The following is a 20,608-nucleotide window of genomic DNA, read 5'->3' on the forward strand; positions in this document are numbered from 1 at the left end:
ATTCGTCGTCAGGTCTACACGAAAATTAAATATGGGCGGTACTCATGTATAGTGAAATAACTTGAAAAAGCCGTATGTTAAAAGTATTTAAAATCAACCAGTTCGTCGTCGCGTGCCACGAAGGCGCGCGGCAATCCATACTTTTGAATGATCCACTAAAAACTGTGGATTACCACAAACATCTTCGTGCAATCACCTAGATGTTTTCGCAATGACGAACCTGTAATTTGAGACAAGGAAAGAGGAGCAAAGCTTAGTCGCGCCCGAAGTGAACGACAATCGACGCTATGTTCAAGTTATAGTGCGTGCGCTTATTGTTAGAAAGGATAGCCTTATGCGTCTTATTATGAAGGTAGCAAGATTTTAGAAGAAAACCATAAAAGGAACGCAAAAAAAATATATCCAATTAAAAAAGAAAGAGGAACAAACATTTCTTTAAAAACGATTGCGCTCCAATTTCCTTTTTTTCCTGTGTTTTTCGTCAGTAATGTACAAACTTTAGCTGGTAAATGCTTCTCTAATTCAATAGTTAAATCATTACGTATTTCAACATTCTTCTTTATTGAAAACAGAGAGCTTAACCAGGAAAGAGTAAGTATAAAGCCAAAAAGTAATACGGTATAAAGAAGAAATGGCTTTTGTGTGCCTCCCATGCTTTCAGAATCCCTTATGTAAGCAATCATTCCTATCAGGGTGCCATTGATTGTTATCCAGAAATTATTGGCAGATTCACGGACATCACTCAATTTATTGATTGACTCCAACAACAACCTATATTGATCGATGAAGGCTCTTTTACTATCTTCTCCGGTCAATGTAATTAGTAAAGACGAGGTAGATTTCTCCGTACGACTTTCCCTTATTCATTAATCAGGCTATGTTTTTGATTGTTAAAATATAAAATAATTTAAGAAGAATTTGATTGTTTAGAAGCTTCACCCGTTTTATTTAATGGAGCTTCTTTGTTTTAACTAAAAAATATTTTTTTCTAGCCAGGCTAAGTGACGTCTTTCGTCTTCAAGACCCTGTTTTAAAAGGTCGCTTACTTCTTCAGGAATATTTGGGCAATTATTGATACGTTCATAAGCGTTGGTTGTATCAATTTCGTTGGTTCTCAGCCTTTAGGATTGTCATGTTTCCTATTAAATTGTCTAAAATGACTTTGCCTTTGGTGAGAACACTTTTAAGGCTGGGGCCTGTTGGGGGAACTTCATCCTTACTTTTGATAAAAGAAGAAAGCTCTTCAACGTGCTTTTCATGATCTTTTTTAAAATCTTGTAAAGCTTGTTTAGTTTCTTCTTTTTCTACACGATCAATCGCTGCTTCATAAGCAGCTATTGCATCATAATCAACCTCTATTGTATCTTTTATTGCTTTTATAAAGTCTGATTCAAGTTGCTTTTCCGTTATCATCTTTAGCTCCTTATTCGAGTAAAGTGTTGATTCACTATTGGTTTTCTACGCCTGATATAAGTGCGTGTCAATGGCTATGTTGCATAAATAGTAAAAATTTTTAATAAAAAATTAATTAATTATATGTATAGTATTTATACAATACATACTCTCAACATAAGAACAATTAGCTTTTTTTATTTTTTTTAACCAATATATAAATCTGTTATTGTGAAATTTAATAATACTCAGCCACGAATGTCTAGATCTTTCATTACAAGTCTTTCTTTAATATTATTTAATGAATGACATGAGCGAATTGATTTTCCAGTTTAAATTTTTTCATCTCAAAATATAGAGACATTTTACAAGTACGACAAAACCCATCCCAAACAGATGCGACAGAACCTAATTAAGTCAATTTAACGCGCAAATTGTACCTTACCCAACAAAGCCATGCGACAGAGAAGGGTAGTGAGTTATTTTTTATAAAATTTATCCTTTTCTTTGATAAAAAAAATAAATAGTTTTAATTTTTTTTACTATATTATTGTTTTTTTGAAATATATAAAAGTACATATCCCAATCCATAAAATTTTTTTATTAATAGAATCCAATAATTGTTTAAATTGTATAACAAATTAATCAAATTCTATATTTCAATGATCTTTTGGATAAATTTTTTTTATATATGGAGATAAATAGTACGGTTTTTACTATTAGGTCTTTAATGAGTTTCCTCTGTAATCAAGGATTGACTTAGTATGAAATACGTACTATAAGATCTCGCAGCATAAAGATGCTTTAAAGCTTCGTCCAATAAGCGAAGCATAAGGAGTGAACTCTAAAAAGAGACTCATCCGATCCTCATTAAACTTTCTCAAAAATAAACAAATATCTAAAAAACCAACTGTAGTTTGTAAGGACAAATGAAAGTTGTAGATTTTGTTTAATCAATAATTATCAAGCTGGTTTTGAAAAACGTTCTGAACGTCCCTATGGCCGTATGGAACAATATTATTAAAACCTATAAACAGGACATCAAGTTATGCAAACGAATAAAAACTTAATAAGATCTTGTGAAGTAAAAGGCGTAAAAGTTAAAAACATGAAAGATAAAAATCTTGGCGAGATTGTAGAAATCATGATTAACAAAACACAAGGAAAGATAGATTGCGTTGTTATTTCTTTTTGAGGGTTCTTGGGCATAGGAGATAAGTTCTTTGCGATACCGTGGCATGTTCTCAGTTATCATCCTGAAAAAGACTGCTTTCGAGTAAATATCAGCAGAGAAGAATTCAAAAACTCACCAGGTTTTAGTAATGATTATTGGCCAGATTCATATGATCCTTATTGGACGGAGGCTGCAACAAACTACTATCTATAAATTTTTTACTTCACTTTTGAGGTATAAATCAAAATATTATCAGAAAAAATTGAAATATAATAAAAGGAAGTTTGATGGAACAATAGAGGAATCTTATAGATGATAAGATTACTAAAACAAAAGAGCCTTACCAAGAGCTTGAATGTGTTTTATAAAAATTTATGGCCACAAAAAAAGGAGAAGATAAAAATAAATTGATAAACTTATAGATCTCTTCAAATGGAAATAATAAAACTAAAGGATAGCACTATGAAAAAATTACTCTTTGTTTGTTCTACGATTGTATGCTGTATATTTGGAAACTCACCACAGAGTTTTGCAGATAAGGAAACTCCATCTTCGGGGCCAATCGTTAAACAATCTGACTCCTCCCGTTCAGCGAATTCGCAAATAATAGAGAATGATGAAGGCAGGGATAATTCTGCAAAAGGTTCTTCCTCAGATGATAGAGGCATGGAATCTAATGCACCACGTTCATCAGACGAAGAACGTAATATACCAAATTCTATTAATAATCGAAATTATCTGTTACAATACTGACATAGAAAATATAGAGGTCTATATCATGAGTTATGACACTAAATTTAGGTTGAGAGTTGTGAGCAATATATTGGAAGGATTTCCTGAATGAAGTAATGAACCTCTTTAAAATTAGCAGCAATACAATTGGCCGTTGGTTAAAAGAATATAAGGAAAATGGAGGTTTTGTAGAGAAAAAACGTAAAATTCATGAAGCAAGAAAAATAGATCCGGAAACCCTTAAAGCAGAAATTGAAAAAAATCCAGGCACAACTATTGTTATGGATAACGCTTCTTTTCATAAAAGTTCAAAAACAAAGGAATTAATTGAAAAAGCAGGCTGTAACCTGTTGTATCTAGCTCCTTATTTATCTGATTATAATCCATTGAAAATCAATGGGCTATTTTAAAGGCCCATTACAAAACTTTTAAGAGCCGAGGATACGAACATAATAATGCCATTGATGCTGCCTTTTTAAGGTGAAAATTAATAGAATTTACTATATAAAGATAGTTAATGACAAATAATTCTTAATATGTACAATTGGTTAATAATAAAAAAAAATGAGAACCTAATGATTAAATATATCACCCAAAAGAATATTCATAATTTTTCAAATTCTATGACTGAATATTTTCATCACAGAAAGCTTATTTTTAGTGATAAATTAAAGTGGACGACAAAAAATTTAGGTTCTGAAAAAGAAGAAAAAGATAATTACGACACGGATCAAGCCGAGTATTTATTATATGTTCATCCAAAATACGGTGCTTGCGGTGGTGTAAGATTTATTCCTACAACTGGTAATTATATGCTTCCTGATGTTTTTTCATATTTAATCGAAAAACATACACTAATTCCTAAAACAGAAAAAATTTGGGAATCAAGCAGATTTTTTGCAAATATACCGCCTAATAGCGATAATACTATGATGAACCCCTCAATAATATTGTTTCTGGCAATGATTAAATTTGGATTAGAAAAAAATATTGACTCAATCATAACTGTTATGAGCACAAGCATTGAGCGATTATCAAGAAAAGCAGGTTGGCCGGTTCATAGACTTTCAGAACCAAAAAAATGTCCTGAAAATCAAGAAATAACCTCCGTTGCTGGAATACTTGAAGTTTCAATGGATTGCTATAACACTATATTTGAAAAAGCAAATTCTGGAAAACAAAGCTGTGTCGACAATTTTCTATCATGAATAAAAATTGTCCCATAGATTGATTGACGTTTATCTATTATAAATTCTTTTAAATTAGGGTCTTTTACCCAAAACACATCCTTGGTGTCGTCTTTTTAACTTACACTTTAAGGTGTTGCACTTCATTTTAGAAGATGAGTATATAAGGTTTAGTTAAACTTCAGGATGTTGCAGGCTTTATAGTTTCTGGAATTAACCCTTTATCTTGAGGCAATTCAGTATCCTGAAGTTGGTCTTTAATAGTACGCAATCCGCCTTCAAGCAATAAACGTTGCGTCGGATAGGCAAAATTGATCTTTTTTTCTTGAAATAATGCATAAATTTTATAATTAATAGATTCTTTAATACGCGCCTCATCATCTATATGAGCATGAGGAATTATATAAACAACTGTAAAAATAAGACTTCCTTGCGCATAATTACTAAAACAACTATCTTTGAAAACAGCTGATGGCACCTCATCAATAATTTTTTTTAACAATTGAGGTATTTCTATTAAAACTTCATAGGGCGTATCAGCAGCAATTGTTAATTGTTGGTCTGTTCTAAGATCTGTAACACGTTGAAAGTTTTTAATGCGCGTCGCGATTAAATCGGCATTTGAGCACACAATAAGTTCACCTGATTTGCTTCTAAGATGAGTTGTCTTAAGGCCGATATATTCAACGCGACCTGAAAAATCGCCAAAATTAATTTTATCACCTACTGCAAAAGGATTATCAAGAATGATAGAAACAGAAGCAAAAAGATCAGCTAAGATTTTTTGAGAAGCAAGGCCAATCGCAATACCACCAATACCAAGACCTGCTAGAAGACCGGATATTTTAAATTCTAATGAATCCAATAACATTAAAATCACAATGCCCCATACGATAACATTTCCTGCAAGGCGAAAGAGTGAAAGAGCATTTTTAATAGTCGGATTTGTTTTAGATTTTTTCTTAACACCTCTTTCGATCCAATTTTTAATAAAATAATTCAGCCAGATTCCAAATTGAATAATAAATGAAAGCTCCGTCAATTTAATAAAAAAAGCAGTTATTATAGGCGTCAATGCTATAAAATGTGTTGAAATAAAAATAGATAGAAAAAAAATAAAAAATGATTTTGTTAAAATCAAATATGCTGAAAGTGATTTTAATTTTTCACTTTTCTTTTTTTCAATAAATAAGATTATTCTCTTAATAATCATTTTAAATGAAATATAACAACCTAAAAAAATAGCAAAAACTATAGCAAAATCTATGCCTTTATTTAAGTCAGTGAATAGTTGCTGTACTTCAAAAAAAAATTTTTGCGTTGCGTAATTCACTTTTCCTCCTTTTTATCGGCTTTTTTATAACTCCTACGTATATAGTCATCAACTGCCCAGATTATGAGACAAAGGCTAGGAAAGTCGAAAGCCGGAACGGAATGTACCTTTTTGTACATGAGTACCGGAAGTGTAGACTTGACAACGAATTTGTCCATATGGTGGGTAGTTATGCGTCCCTTATTACTAAAACCGAACAATGTCCATGTCTTACAACGCGTGATGCATTAGGCCCAATTAAATAATCTTTAAGCTCAGGACGATGTGCACCCAACACTATAAGATCAGCTTTAATTTCTTCTGCCATATTGACGATTGTTTCATATACAGATCCAGTTGCAACGATATTTTGGACGGTCACATTTTCTGGTACATGAATATTCACAAACTCATGTAGAGCTTTATTTGATTTTTTACGCATTTTTTCTTCATAATCTGCAGGAAAATATTGACCTACCAAGCTCATCCCAAAGTCCGGGAGAACAGTTAAAATATGAAGTTTTGCATCAAACGCTTGCGCATAAGAAACGGAAAAAGGGAGCGCCTTTTCCCAAGAGTTTTTATCCTCCAAATCAATCGCAAGTAGAATTTCTTTAAACACTGTCATTTACACATCTCGTATATTTTTTTGTCTTCTTCTCTGAAAGTAGAAAACAAATCCGATCAAAAGTAAAGCGGGAATAAAAAGCCATTCTTTTGAAATTCGATCACTCCGCGTAAATGCATATTTAACAGTCCAATCAAAAGACAAGCCGGCATTTGCAGCATTGCTACCAAATTCAACTTGCTCAATGCGCACGGCATCTTTGTCATATCGAAGTTTTAATCCTGATTTTTCAAGGCGCTCATAACCCGCACCATCTTCCGATAAACGCAAAGAAATTGATTTTTCAATTTTATCACCTGAAATATTCTCGCCTTCAATACGTAACTTTATCGTTCCCTTATGTGGTTTGCTTTCAAGAAATTGGGGTATAGTATAAGGGTCAATTTGCTTGTAACGTTCTGTAAATTGATCTAAAAGTACATTAGGCATAAAGAAAATAAGTGCTGAAAGAAGTAAAATTATATTTTCATACCATTTACTTTTTACCAAAAAATAGCCTTTTATACTGGCGACAAAAGCCATCATGCCAATAATTGCTGATAAAATAGTAAATACAACAATATGCGGATTGGATGTTTTAATCAGCAATAATTGTGGGTTAAACACAAAAAAGAATGGAAGAACAACAGTTCTTAAACTGTAAAAGGTCGCCTTAATACCCGTTCTTAAGGGGTCAGACCCAGCGACAGCCGCGGCAGCAAAAGAAGCAAGTCCTACAGGAGGCGTTACATCAGCCATAATCCCAAAATAGAAAACAAACAAATGTACGGCGATAAGTGGAATAATCATACCATTCATTGCGCCCAGTTCAACGAGCACAGGCGCCATAAGGCTAGAGACAACAATATAATTAGCGGTTGTTGGAAGACCCATCCCAACCAAAAGGCTTATGATCGCGGTAAAAGCAAACATTAAAAAAACATTGCCTGAAGAAATAAGTTCGATGAGTGATGTCATTTTGAGGCCAACACCCGTAAGCGCAATCATACCAACAACAATACCAGCGGTTGCCGTTGCAATACCAATGGCAATCATATTACGTGCGCCTGCGATCATGCCTTGCTTAATATCTGAAAAACCACGTAGAAATGCTTCTTTCATATCACCTGTTTTTTTAAAGAAAATGGTGATGGGGCGTTGTGTAACCATGGTGATTAGCAAGAAAACAATTGCCCAAAAAGCTGAAAGCCCAGGGGATAAACGCTCAACAATAAGGCACCAAATAAGAACAACGATGGGTAAAAGAAAATGAATGCCTGCTTTAAACGTAGGCCCTAAAGGCGGCAAGGTTTTCATTTCCTCAAGTTCAATTTCACCTTTATCGCTGTTAATATCCGTATATTTTGAGGCCAAATACAATGTACCTATATAAACAAAAATAAGTGCACCAAAAAGAACATAAACAGCATTGGACCCAAATAAATCTTTAACCCACCCCAGCCCAAAATAAATAATGGCACCTAGAATAATAAAACTTGATAAGGTAATGCCAAAAGAAAACAAAGCTTGTTTGAAAGTTGAGGTAATCGCTTTAGGAATACCTTTCATACCTGCGCTAACGGCATCTAAATGCACCATATAGAGCAATGCTATATAGGAAATGATTGCAGGCAATAACGCATGCTTACATACATCCCCATACGAAATCCCAACATACTCAACCATAATAAAGGCTGCAGCACCCATGACTGGGGGTAGAATTTGTCCATTAATACCGGTCGCTGCTTCAATAGCACCTGCTTGCTCACCCGAAAAACCAACTTTTTTCATGAGTGGAATGGTGAAGGTACCAGTTGTAACCACATTGGCAACAGATGATCCAGAAATAAGCCCAGTGAGCCCCGAAGATAAAACAGCAGCTTTTGCGGGACCACCTCTATAATGGCCGAGCATTGAAAAAGCAAGTTTGATGAAATATCCACCTGCACCTGCTTTATCAAGCAAAGAGCCAAAAAGGACAAAAAGGAAAACAAAACTAGTTGAAACGCCTAAGGCAATGCCAAAGACCCCTTCAGTTGTAAGCCATTGATATGAAAAGGCTTTATTAATACTGGCACCTTTATGTGCAATCACTTCAGGCATAAATTGGCCTGCAAAAATGTAAAATAAAGCGATAGAAGCAATAAGCATAAGGGGCATACCAAGACAACGTCTTGCCGCCTCAAGAAGAACAATAATACCAATAATTGACATTATGATGTCAGTTACACGCGGCATACCAGGACGTTCGGATAGATCAATATAAAATACATATAAATATAAAGCGGATAGACATCCTAGAACGGCAAGGATGATATCAACAATAGGGATTTTATAACGCGATGATTCTTTATAGGCCGGGTACACTAAAAAAGCTAAAAGAAGTGCAAATCCAAGATGAATGGCGCGCGCTTCGGTATCATTTAATATAAAAAAACCTAAGGAAAAAGGAAGGGGTGACGCATACCAAAGCTGAAAAAATGACCAAGCAAAGGTAAGAAAAGTGATTGTTTTTGTCCACGAGACTGAAGGTTTACGGGTGCCTGAATCGACTTCTTTGATAATATCCGGCAAAAATTTATCGAGCGGTCTTGTATTTGTCATGTTCTTACCAATTTTATTTCAAAATGCCTTTTTCCTGAAAGAATTTTGCAGCGCCATCATGTAGGGGTGCAATAATTGCTTCATTCGCCATAGCATCAAGTGTTAGATTCGAAAAAATAGGATGGAGTCGTTTAAAACTTTCAAAATTATTCGCAATACTTTTTACGATTTCATAAGCAATATCATCGGATAATTTTGTTGTTGCAAGGACACCGACTTTTACGCCAAAAGTGCTTATTTCATCTTCTGTGCCACGATACATGCCGCCTTTAATTTTAGCAGGCACATAAAAAGGATTTTTTTGAAGGAAACGATCAATTTCTGGACCTGAAATTTGCACAAGATTTGCATCGCAAGATGAACTTGCTTCTTGAATCGATCCATTGGGGTGACCGACTGAGTAAACAATCGCATCAAGTTTATTATCACAAAGGGCGGTTGCTTGTTCGACTGGGTTTAGACCTGAGAGCTGCTTAAAATCTTTAAGCGACCATCCAAGGTAATCAATCAAAGACATCATCGTGGCACGTTGACCAGAACCGGGCGCACCAATATTAACGCGTTTTCCTTTTAAATCGGCAAATGTCTTAATGTTTGAATCTTGACGTGCCACAATTGTAAGTGGTTCTGTATATAACGAGATAATCGTTCTTAAATTAGGATTTGGAGTAACAGATTTGATGTGTCCAGCTTCTTTATAGGCATCATAAATAAGGTCAGATTGCGCAATACCTAAATCAAGTTCTTTTTGGTTAAGAGCATTTAAATTGTAAACAGATCCACCAGTGCTTTCAACAGAGCATTGTATTTTATGTTTGTCTTTATCACGATTAATTAACCTACAGATTGTACCACCTGTCGGAAAATATAAGCCAGTAACACCACCAGTGCCGAGTGTTACAAATTTTTTACGATCAGAAGAAATATTTTCTTTTGGCGTAATGGGGTAACCAAACATATCAGCGCAAAATTTAGGAAAACTTGAAACAATGGCAGCTATTAATATACCAAAAAAAACAAAAAAAAGGATTAACCGTTGCATTAAGAACCTTCATGAATTTAGAAATTGGTCGAATGGACAAATCTTGACTGTCAATAAATACTATAGGGAATCCTGACACATTATGCAATCTCTGATTGTGTGCAAAATCTACCTTAGAGTCAAATTATCCATAAAATTAACAATTTTTAAGGGATTGTATTTGTATAATTTTATTTTTTTTGAATCGAATTGACTATCAAAATCACGAGTTTTCACTCTGGCATTTTAATCCATTTTACATAGAATAAGAAAAACGATGCCTATCCGCCATCAAGATTGTTCATTCAACTTGTAAAGCGAGCTTTATCCCATCTGTAAAACAGATGCGATAAAACCCTAATATAGACTAACAGACTTCATTTGCACTCTTTATCAAATTGGTCTTGTGATCTTTTAAGAGCGTTACGTTTATTTTCTATAAATCCTTGTTGGACATCATATTCACTTTTTAGAATGTTTGGATATGTGTTAACCATTTTTGTTTTGCTACCTGGGTTTTTTGTTTCTCTGTCGATATGTTCTTGTGCAGCTTTAATGTCCATTGTTAACAACTTACAATCTGCATGTACATTTAAGCAAAATAAGACGCCGCCTAAAATAGAAATAGTTGTTAGAATTTTTTTCATTTAAACCTCCTTTATATTATTCTTCACTTTAGTTGTTAATTTAATTTTAATACAATAATTATTAAAAATTTATTAATTGTTTTAAATAAAATAAACATGGCATGCTCTTCGATCATGAATGTTTCTGAACCCTGGATCTACATTCGGACCCTTTGGGCTTTCAGGGATCACGCGGAAACAATTGAGTTATAAGCAGGATTCAAAAGAAAAATATATTTTTGTCCGGTAGATTGATAATTTTATTTTTTTTGAATCGAATTAACAGTCCAAATAACAAGTTTTTTTAAAATTTTACCAGCAGCTTTATCAAAAGTTGATACAATCTCGTCCATTTTAAGGGATGGTGCAACAATAACTTGATCAAAATTTTGGGAGGTCACTAGTTTTCGCTCGGGCATTTTAATAAGTTTCGCATTAAGGGCTACATGAACACGTGTTTCTTGTGGGTTATGATAGCTTTCTGCTTGAAATTCTTTTAATTCCGTCATAAGCAAATAATCTGAACGTAATTTTGCAGCGTCAGAAGCAATAGCCGTTATTTTACGGCTATTTTCAAATGATTCTACAATAAGATTTTGCATCATTTTATGAGCACGTTCAATCCATTTGGCTTGTTTGTAATAATCAACTTTATGCGGCGTCAAATGAACTGTTATTTTTTCAGTTTCAATATCGGCGCCAACGTGAGGTCGCTCAACAATGATAAGACCTTGAACATTAGGGAGATCAGCAGGAAAGGTGCTTTTAGGTGTTAAAGTATAAATACGTGGTGGAGCAGCAGGTTTTGGAAAAAGAGAAAAACAACCACTCAAAAAAGGTAATAAACACAATGGAATTATTTTTTTTAAAAACATTAGTTGCACACTCCAAGTGATTGGTCATTAACTACCCCAATTATGAGATAAAGTCTAGAAAGATCGAGAACCGGAACGAAGTGTACCTCTTTGTACATGAGTACCGGAAACGGAGATCTGACGACGAATTTAACCATAATTGGGGTAGTTACCATTATTTGGCCACCACACCTTTACTAGTATCCCCAAAAAGAATTCTAGAATTTTCGATTTTCTTGGAAACACGTGTAACACCAATGATAAGATCGCGCATCTCGTTAAGCAATTGCGAAAACTCATATAATCCGGTACTTGTGAAATCAAGAACACCTTGTCTATTTTCTTTAACTAGATGTGCTACTTGATCAGAAAAATTACCAACTTTTGAAGATGCATCTTTAATGCCTGTTAAAGATTGTTTGAAAAATCCAGCGATTGAATCGATTTGTTTGTCAAAATTTCGTACAAATTTAACGCCATCATCGAATAAATTTGCAGCTTCATCAATTGCCGATTCAATACTTTTTGTTTTTCGTGAAATAGCCCCTGTCACATCTTTAATATCGTCGATGATGCCCGTCACATTTGTTTTTGTTTTATCTGTCAAAATTTGATTTAAGCTTTCAGCAACTTCTGAAAAATTTTTAATAAGCTTTGGCGCAGACGTAAATAATTCTTCAATATGCGATGGACGAGATTGAATAATAGGCGATGGCATTTTACGCGTATGTTCCAAAGGTGTTGTTTTAACGCTACCGCCACGTAATTGAACCAAAAGACCGCCTGTAATGCCTTTCATTTCTAATTGTGCGTAAGTATCTTTATAGACTGGAAAATCATCTTGAATAGTAACGTCAACCTTTACTTGATCAGCAACTTCTGGGTCAACTGAAATTTTCGTCACTTTACCAATAGGAACACCTTGATAAATAACACCGCTACCTTGATTAAGGCCTGTAACCGAACTTTTGAAATAAATAGTATATGGAAGGCCTTCGCCACCCGTTTTTTCATAAAGCCAAATTGAAAAAAATATAGCACCCACTAAAATACTTAGAACAAAAATACCGACTGTTAAATAATAACCTTTAGTTTCCATGAAGCTGGTTCATCCTTTCGCGCTTCTTAATTTTTTACCAATCAAAGCATTTTGCCCACGCATACCACCAAAATAATCATTAATCCAAGGATGGTTAAGTTCAAGCAATTCTTCGATTGTACCCACAATAATTCTTCGATCAACAAGTACAGCTACTTTATCACAAATTGCAACTAAAGTATCTATATCATGGGTTACAATGACAACAGTTAAATTTAAGCTTTCTTGCAATGCCTTAATTAAGGTATCAAAACCTTCAGCACTTATTGCGTCAAGTCCAGCTGTTGGTTCGTCTAAAAGTAAAATTTTGGGATCAAGGGCTAAAGCACGTGCAATACCTACACGTTTACGCATGCCACCTGATAATTGCGAAGGATATTTCCAGGCTGTATCAGGCGACAGACCTACAAGGGCAAGTTTCAACCCTGTTAATTCATCCATTAGATTTTGAGGTAAATCTAGATATTCTTTCATCGGCATTTGAATATTTTGTGCCACATTAAGCGAACTAAATAAAGCGCCATTTTGAAAAGATACACCAATATCAAAGCTTAATTTTTGTTTTTCGCGTCTATTAAGCGTCTGAATATCTTTTCCTAATATCGTAACATTACCATTATAGGGTTTAATGAGCCCGATCATAACGCGCAATAAAACCGATTTTCCTGATCCTGAGGCACCCACTAAGCCATAAATTTGATTGTACGGAATATCAAGCGAAACATCTTCGTGCACTATTTGTGAACCGAATCTTGTTTGTATATGTGCAAGTGAAATGATGGGGTTTGTCATGATGTCCTATATATCAAAATAAGTGAACAGGACCGAGAATACCGCATCCAGTACAATGATTATAAACAAAGACTTAACAACAGATTTCGTAGTATGAATACCAACACTTTCAGCACTGCCTGAAACTTTTAAACCTTCAAAACAACCAACAAGGGCAATCACAAAAGCAAAAACAGGTGCTTTGGAAAGTCCTACCCAAAGAGCAGACAAAGGAACAGCTTGTTTTAATTGAATTATATATTCATAAGGATGAATATTGAGCAGCATCCAACACCCAGCACCACCGCCGATAAGAGCCATAATATTGCCAAAAAAAGTAAGCAACGGAAAAGCAATCATCAGCGCAAAAATACGCGGAATAACTAAAATTTCCAACGGATGAATACCCATCGTTTTAAGTGCATCAATTTCTTCATTTACAGCCATCGTACCAATTTGTGCTGTAATGGCACTACCTGTACGACCCGCAATAATGACAGCGCTTAATAAAATACCTAATTCACGAAGCGTTGCAATCCCTACAAGATTAACGGTATAAATATCTGCACCAAAACGTTGTAATTGTGTGGCGCCTTGATACGCTAAAACAATGCCTACTAAAAAAGTTAGAAGTCCGATAATAGGCAACGCATCAAAACCCATTATACGTATATGATAAAAAAGAGAGGTCCATCTAAACTTTAAGGGTCTTAAAATAGAGCGTATCGAAATGGTAAGAACTTCACCAAAAAAACCTAGAAGGTCTAAACCATCCTTCCAAGCAATGATTGTTTTTTCACCTATAGATACGAGTGTTTTTTCAATAAAAGGCGCTTCTTGATGTAGCGGAATAGAAATATCATCAAGATGATGAATACGGTTAAATAAATTCTGAAATTTTTCAGGAAGATTCGTATAAGTTACATTAATGTTATCTTTTTTATAAAATTTTTCAATTGTTTTAACAAGCCATGAACCTGCAGAATCAAGTTCTTTTAGATCCTGGCAGTTTAAAATAACTTTTTTAATATTTTTTTTGTCAAGATTTTGAATCAATAATTCAATAGTAGTTGCTTCTGAAAGCACCCATTTTCCTTTTATATGAATAATGGATTCATTTTTTTCAGTTAATTGGGAAAAATAGGTTATTGTCTTATCCATGGTTTAAAATGCCGATAATAAAGTGTATGGTTTAAGCGCTAGACAATTATTGGTTAAGGGTTCAATGCACAATATTAGTCAAAACTCTTTCATTTTACGAGTTCTTTTTTTTGCATTGAGCATTATTGTAATGAATTTGTCTACATTTAATTTATATGCATCAAAAATAAAACACCAAAAAAGAATCCAAAATAATTACACTCTTTCTTTTCAAACAGATGCACCTAAAAAAATTATAGACATTTTAAAAAGCCAAAGTGAATTACAAGAAAAACTAGAAAATGCGCCAGCTTCATTGTTGGCATTGACACGACGCGTTAAAAAAGATGTATCACTTTTTCAAAAAATTCTTAAATCATATGGATATATTGATGCAAAAGTTACGTATGACATTCAAGAAATGAAACAACCTATATCAGTCATTATTAAAATTAAAGCGGGCCAAAAATATAGATTGGAGCATTTTCAAGTTTTTTCTGAATTAGGTCCATATGATGTGCCGCATAAAACGCACAATCTTAAAAAAGATGATTTTTTTGAAGCTTCAAAAATTAAACGTGCTGAGGATAAAATTGTTTTATTTGCACTTAATCATGGGTATCCTTTTGTTGAATTTAAGAAGCATCAATTAAAAATTGATAAAGAAAATACTAAAATAGACATTGATGTTTATATAAAGTTGAATGATTTTTTGCGATTTGGTCAAGTAATTGTTGAAGGCAATAATAAAACTAAAAATATTTATATATTGAATCGATTGGGTTGGAAAGAAGGTGATGTATTTAGTCAAAAATTAATAGATAGCACACGCAAAAATTTAATTAAATCTGATGTTTTTGATGGGGTAAGTATTAAGCCCTTAAAAGATAAAGCGATTAACGGGATTGTACCGATTCATATTCAGGTTGTTGAAAATAAAAGACATTATATTGGGGCAGGTATTGATATCTCATCAGAAGAAGGTTTAGGCGGTAAAATATTCTGGGGTCATCGTAATTTATTTAATAAAGGTGAAAACTTTAAAATTGGCTATGAACGTCAACGTTTTAAACGTGGTCTTGATGTTAATTATAAAATACCAGATGTGTTTTTACAAAACCAATATTTGGCGCAATCTATAGAAATAAAAAAACAACATACTGATGCGTATCAATCAACTGAACGTCATTATAATATAGGGTTAGAGCATAATTTTAATAAGTTTTATACAAAAAATAATGGAATTAGACTTTCATATGAAAAAGTGAATGATAAAAGATTTAGAATATTGTCTTTTCCACAAAGCCTTTCAATTGATACAACAAAAAACTTACTGGACCCTAAATTTGGGAACAGATTTAATGTTACTTTACGACCAGATTTTGTTATAGATAAAAAACAACCTCATTTTTTTACTGTTGATTTTGAAGCATCTCAATATTTTTCTTTGGACAAAATGTCGACTCATGTTCTTGCATTACGCGGAAAAATAGGGTCAATTATAAACAATTCTTTTAATAGCTTACCTAAAACGAGGCTTTTTTACGTGGGTGGTGCCCATTCAGTCAGAGGCTATGGATATCAAATGATAGGACCTTTAACGAATGATACTAATCCTAAAAATCGAATGCCAACAGGTGGAAGATCATTATTTGAAGGGGCTATTGAATGGCGTTACCGCATGACAGAATCATTAGGACTTGTTCCTTTTATGGATTTTGGTGCCTTGAGTCAAAACAAATTTATTAAAGTTAAAAATTTGTGGTCGCGCACAACTTACGATAGTAAATTATTTACGGGTGTTGGACTCGGCGGACGTTATTATTTAGGTGACATCGGTCCCGTTAGGGTTGATATTGCAGTACCACTTAACAAACGCCGAAAGATTGATCGTTTTGCTCAATTTTATGCAAGTTTTGGTCAATCATTCTAAAGGATTATTATAGTGTCTATGGATAAAAAAGCATTTTTTAAAAAATTAATAAGTTTAACACGTTTTTCATTGAGTTTATTTTTACTTTTTAGCATCTTACTTTTTTCATTTGTTGGTATTTTTTATATAAGCCTTTTTACGGATAAGGGACGCTCTATCATTAGCGCGTTTATTGTCAAATCTATACATGACGAAAATTTTCAAATCACACTTGGTCCTGTTTCAGGATCCCCGCCGACACCCCTTAAATTTTCTTATATCGACATAAAAGATCCACAAGGTGTTTGGGCACGCGTTGAAAATATTGATTTTATTTGGAATCCCTCTTCTTTGTTTCGCGGTAAAATTGATATTGAAAAAATAAATGTTGAAAAAATAAACATATTAAGAATTCCTACCGATACTTCTAAAACTACAGAAGATTTTAAACTTGAATTACCACGTTTGCCGTTCTCTTTTGCATTGCAGGAAATAAATTTTCAACATATTGCGCTTGAAAAGGATGTTTTAGGCGAAAAATTAGATTTAAACCTAGATGGCTCTATCTCTTATGGATTTTTAAGTCCTAAAATTGCTTTAAATTTTAATTTATATGAATCAAATGGAACTGAGGCAGTTTTAAATCTTGACTATAACCAATCGCATAAAAATCTTAGTTTGTTAACGCATGTATTCGATAAAGGAAACGGATTTTTAGCACAAAAACTTAAAATGTCTTTGCCCACAAATATAGCTTTTAGTGGCTCAGGTCCTATTGATCATTGGAAAGGTCAATTGACAGCGAATTTAGGCGAACAAAATGTTTTTCTAGGCGATATTTCGCTTATACCTGAGGCCAAGCATTTAAAGGCGTCTGTTAATTTAAAATCTAATTTTTACGGTGAATTAAAGCCTTTTTTTGCAAAGATACTTGAACAAGAATGCGCAACAAATGCAAATTTTGATATAGATTTCAATTCGATAAAATTAAAAGATGCACATATTCAATCACCTGTTTTTGATTTTTCTTTTGTGGGCAATGCCGATATTTTAGCATCATCACTTATGGGCGATGGTAAAGTTAATCTAACTTTTTTAAAACCTTATGCGTTTTTTTCACTTAATGAGGCACCCTATCTTACAAAAACTACAAGTACTGCAGATTGTACCTTTAAGGGCAATTGGCAAAATTTAGAGATGAATATTGATGGTGAAGTGAAATCGGATCCTTTAACTTTTCCAGGATTTGGATTGGTCAAAGATATAGCGTTGGGTCTTCAAACAGAATTACATTTAAAAGATTTTTTAACCGAAAATCTAGAAATTGAAATTGATACAGATTTAGATTTTTTAGGGTTTAATACACAAAACAAAAGTTTTGTTGATCCACAAAAATTAGTGCTCAAAGTGGAAGCTTTGTATAAAGAGCAAAACGAAAAATTTGAAATTTCCAATCTTAATATCCAAGGTGATCATCTTATTCTTCATGGCGCAATAGATTTTGAAAAAGAAGACATAACATCCTGTTCGATTGATATTCAACATCAAGATCTAACCCGATTTGAATCCTTGATGGGGCCTGTCCAAGGAACATTTAATGCGACAATTTCGAAAGAAAAAGAATCGCCTCATTTCCATATGATTACTCAAAGCAACGATATGGTGATAAAAAATTACAAATTACCCGAAATAATGAGTGAATTAAATGTAAGTCTTGATCCGCAAAGAACAAAAGGTGATTTTTTTGTCAATGTAGGAATTGAAAAACCACTCAATATTTCAAGTCAATTTGATTATGCTAAAGATATTTTAAAACTTCAAAACCTGTCTTTGGGTGGTGTGGAATCAAAGCTTTTAGGACAATTATCGTGGGATATACTTAAAAACAATCTGCAAGGATTCATTAAAGGTAATTTAAAAGAAATTGATTTTTTAGAGCCCTTCTTAAATGTTGAATCACTTGTTGGTAATATCGATTGTGATTTTAAGTTTGACACAGATAAAAAAGGAAATGCGCAGGCTCAGGGCTTGGTAAAATTAAAAAATGTGCATGCGTCCGTTGATACAATTTTTGAAATAGGTCATGGTCTTGTACGATTGGATTTAAATGATTTTTTCAAAAAACCACAAGGTAAATTAAATATCAGTCTTTTGGATTGTCGCGCACATGATGTTGATCTTTCTCAAGCACGCCTTCAATTAGAAGGAGATTTTGATGGTGCACATCTTACGTCAAAATTTAAAGGCGCAAAACCTTTTCCTTATGAACTTGATTTGATTGGGCATTATGACAAAAAACAAGATGGTTTCTTATTTCAACTCAGCAAATTTGAAGGCAGTCTTAATAAAAAAAATTATGCTTTAACAAAACCATTAATATTAACGCAACACAAAAATAATTTTTCGTTTCCACAAACAAGCTTGCGTATTGGGAAAGGTGTTTTAGCAGGATTTTTAAATATAAATTTAGTAGATACAATACAAGATAATTCGAAAATTCAATTTTCTTGGCGTGATCTTCCCGCAGATTTAATTGCATTGATTAACCCTTCAATACCACTTCAAGGTGGTATACATGGCCATTTGATGCTTGAAAAAAAGCAAAAAGAAATTCTTGGACATTTTGATATAGAATCAGATCAATTACTCTTTGATTTAGGTGAAGATTTTGCCCCTGTTTTTTATACAAAATTATCCGGAAAAATAAATGATAATGCGCTGCTTCTTGAGGGTAGTCTTAAAGAAGAAAAACTTAAAGATTCTGATTTTACGCTTAAAGGCAAAATTCCCCTTCTATTTCATGAATCATTTTTACCTATGTTTGATGAAAAATTGCCGATTAATATTGATTGCGCTGGGAAATTAGATTTAGCTTATTTGTCGCCTTTTTTACCGACTTATGAAGATATTTTAGAAGGAACAATTCAAGGTTCTTTAAAACTTGCCGGATTGATATCTGATCCAAATGCAACGGGTAAAATTTCGCTTCTAAAAGGATATTACGAAAATGCTCAATTTGGTACCATTCTTGACGATATTCGTTGTGACATTGTAGCTAAAAATAACGAGTTACTTTTAGATAATTTAAGTGCCATCGATCAAAAAAAAGGAGAAATGAAAGGGAAAGGCAAAATAAGCCTTAAGGATAGTTTCCCTTATAATTTTAATGTCGTTTTTAATGATTATCAAATTGTGAATAATGATGATGCCGATGTGAAAGCCTTTGCAAATTTAGTTTTTTCTGGTCAAAAAAATCAAAAAAGTAATTTATCAGGCAATGTAGATATCAATCGCGCTAAAATAAAAATACCAGAAAAAATACATCAAGGTGTGGATGATTTTTTTGAAGAAGATGATTATTGCACAGAAAACCAATCACATAATGCTTCAATGTTGAATCTTGATCTGAAAGTTGATTTAAAAAACCCCTTAATTTTATCAGGTTTCGGGCTTGAAAGTGAGTGGTTGGGCGCTTGTCGCATTAATGGTGATATTTTAAAACCTAGGATTAAAGGAGCGCTTAAAGTACAAAAAGGAGATTTTTCCTTATTTGGGACGAAGTTTAACCTTACAAAAGGCAATGTTTATTTTGACGGAAGCGATAAATTGATGCCAGATCTTTATATTTTAACTGAAGCTAAATCATCAGATTTAATTGCAAAACTTAATATTACAGGATCCGTTGATGCGCCTAAAATTGAACTCACATCGTCGCCTGAATTACCACAAGAAGAAATTGTTTCCCGTCTTCTTTTTAAACATGGAACGGCAAATCTAAACCCTATGCAGGCATTAAAATTAGGGACGATGTTGAATAAAATAAATGGTAGAAAATTACCTTTATTTGAACAATTTGAAAAAATTCAAAATATTTTAGGATTAGACACTTTTGAATTTGATACAAGCGATGAAGATGGTAAGGGACCAAGTCCGATCCTCAAAGCCGGAAGCAAAATAACAGATAAAATTAAAGTGTCCGTTGAAGAAGATCTTAAAAACAGAAAAACCCATGGCAAATTGCAAGTTGAACTCACGCCTCATATTAATCTTGAAACAGGCGTGAGTAATGATTTGCAAGGGAATGTTGGGGTCTTTGGCAAATGGGATTATTGATTAACCTATGGAATTCTTTAGAAACTTGCTGATACGAGGTAAGACAGGAGATTTGGGAGGAAGC

At 33.5% G+C, this 20,608-nt stretch carries 16 protein-coding genes and 2 pseudogenes; 7 read left to right on the plus strand and 11 right to left on the minus strand.

The annotated features are described in order from the left end of the window. Positions 1-344: 344 nt before the first annotated feature. On the minus strand, positions 345-746 hold the full coding sequence (locus Q8L85_05225) for a hypothetical protein (protein ID MDP1724087.1): 402 nt from the start codon (positions 744-746) through the stop codon (positions 345-347). Positions 747-1,098: 352 nt separating this feature from the next. Further along, entirely contained in the window at positions 1,099-1,413 is a 315-nt protein-coding gene (locus tag Q8L85_05230; GenBank protein ID MDP1724088.1) for a DUF2383 domain-containing protein, read from the minus strand. A 1,027-nt stretch (positions 1,414-2,440) separates the two neighbouring features. On the opposite strand from Q8L85_05230, the gene Q8L85_05235 reads away from it, so the two are divergent. The 5 genes and pseudogenes from Q8L85_05235 (at position 2,441) to Q8L85_05255 (ending at position 4,506) form a co-directional block, all read left to right on the plus strand. Continuing rightward, positions 2,441-2,587 (plus strand): PRC-barrel domain-containing protein, encoded by a 147-nt coding sequence (locus Q8L85_05235; GenBank protein MDP1724089.1) that lies wholly within the window; start codon positions 2,441-2,443, stop codon positions 2,585-2,587. A 441-nt stretch (positions 2,588-3,028) separates the two neighbouring features. Further along, positions 3,029-3,319, plus strand: a complete 291-nt coding sequence (locus Q8L85_05240) for a hypothetical protein (protein ID MDP1724090.1) — start codon at positions 3,029-3,031, stop codon at positions 3,317-3,319. A 95-nt stretch (positions 3,320-3,414) separates the two neighbouring features. Continuing rightward, positions 3,415-3,516 (plus strand): annotated as a pseudogene (locus tag Q8L85_05245) (hypothetical protein). A gap of 45 nt (positions 3,517-3,561) precedes the next feature. After that, positions 3,562-3,708: pseudogene (locus tag Q8L85_05250) on the plus strand (transposase). A 165-nt stretch (positions 3,709-3,873) separates the two neighbouring features. Next, positions 3,874-4,506 carry an acyl-homoserine-lactone synthase gene (locus tag Q8L85_05255; protein ID MDP1724091.1) on the plus strand — a complete coding sequence of 211 codons (633 nt, stop codon included), beginning with the start codon at positions 3,874-3,876 and terminating at the stop codon, positions 4,504-4,506. A gap of 160 nt (positions 4,507-4,666) precedes the next feature. Here Q8L85_05255 and Q8L85_05260 read toward each other — a convergent pair whose 3' ends face one another. From Q8L85_05260 to Q8L85_05300, 9 genes are all read right to left on the minus strand, one after another. Then, positions 4,667-5,818 (minus strand): mechanosensitive ion channel, encoded by a 1,152-nt coding sequence (locus Q8L85_05260; protein MDP1724092.1) that lies wholly within the window; start codon positions 5,816-5,818, stop codon positions 4,667-4,669. A 169-nt stretch (positions 5,819-5,987) separates the two neighbouring features. After that, a complete protein-coding gene (locus Q8L85_05265) occupies positions 5,988-6,419 on the minus strand; it encodes a universal stress protein (protein ID MDP1724093.1) in 432 nt (143 codons plus the stop codon). Positions 6,420-6,425: 6 nt separating this feature from the next. Continuing rightward, the gene (locus Q8L85_05270; GenBank protein ID MDP1724094.1) at positions 6,426-9,008 is read right to left on the minus strand and encodes a TRAP transporter permease; all 2,583 of its coding nucleotides are present in this window, start codon (positions 9,006-9,008) and stop codon (positions 6,426-6,428) included. Positions 9,009-9,021: 13 nt separating this feature from the next. Continuing rightward, on the minus strand, positions 9,022-10,050 hold the full coding sequence (locus Q8L85_05275; protein MDP1724095.1) for a TAXI family TRAP transporter solute-binding subunit: 1,029 nt from the start codon (positions 10,048-10,050) through the stop codon (positions 9,022-9,024). Between the two features lie 356 nt (positions 10,051-10,406). Continuing rightward, positions 10,407-10,676, minus strand: a complete 270-nt coding sequence (locus Q8L85_05280) for a hypothetical protein (protein MDP1724096.1) — start codon at positions 10,674-10,676, stop codon at positions 10,407-10,409. A 239-nt stretch (positions 10,677-10,915) separates the two neighbouring features. Next, positions 10,916-11,530 carry an ABC-type transport auxiliary lipoprotein family protein gene (locus tag Q8L85_05285; protein MDP1724097.1) on the minus strand — a complete coding sequence of 205 codons (615 nt, stop codon included), beginning with the start codon at positions 11,528-11,530 and terminating at the stop codon, positions 10,916-10,918. Positions 11,531-11,684: 154 nt separating this feature from the next. After that, positions 11,685-12,608, minus strand: a complete 924-nt coding sequence (locus tag Q8L85_05290) for an MlaD family protein (protein MDP1724098.1) — start codon at positions 12,606-12,608, stop codon at positions 11,685-11,687. A gap of 9 nt (positions 12,609-12,617) precedes the next feature. Beyond that, a complete protein-coding gene (locus tag Q8L85_05295; GenBank protein MDP1724099.1) occupies positions 12,618-13,400 on the minus strand; it encodes an ATP-binding cassette domain-containing protein in 783 nt (260 codons plus the stop codon). A gap of 6 nt (positions 13,401-13,406) precedes the next feature. Then, the gene (locus Q8L85_05300; GenBank protein MDP1724100.1) at positions 13,407-14,540 is read right to left on the minus strand and encodes an MlaE family lipid ABC transporter permease subunit; all 1,134 of its coding nucleotides are present in this window, start codon (positions 14,538-14,540) and stop codon (positions 13,407-13,409) included. Between the two features lie 130 nt (positions 14,541-14,670). Here Q8L85_05300 and Q8L85_05305 point away from each other — a divergent pair, with 130 nt between their 5' ends. Both Q8L85_05305 and Q8L85_05310 read left to right on the plus strand, forming a co-directional pair. Continuing rightward, positions 14,671-16,452 (plus strand): BamA/TamA family outer membrane protein, encoded by a 1,782-nt coding sequence (locus Q8L85_05305; protein ID MDP1724101.1) that lies wholly within the window; start codon positions 14,671-14,673, stop codon positions 16,450-16,452. 18 nt (positions 16,453-16,470) lie between these two features. Next, the gene (locus Q8L85_05310) at positions 16,471-20,544 is read left to right on the plus strand and encodes a translocation/assembly module TamB domain-containing protein (protein ID MDP1724102.1); all 4,074 of its coding nucleotides are present in this window, start codon (positions 16,471-16,473) and stop codon (positions 20,542-20,544) included. Positions 20,545-20,608: the final 64 nt, after the last annotated feature.

The sequence above is a fragment of the Alphaproteobacteria bacterium genome (assembly GCA_030680745.1).
Lineage (GTDB): Bacteria > Pseudomonadota > Alphaproteobacteria > JAUXUR01 > JAUXUR01 > JAUXUR01.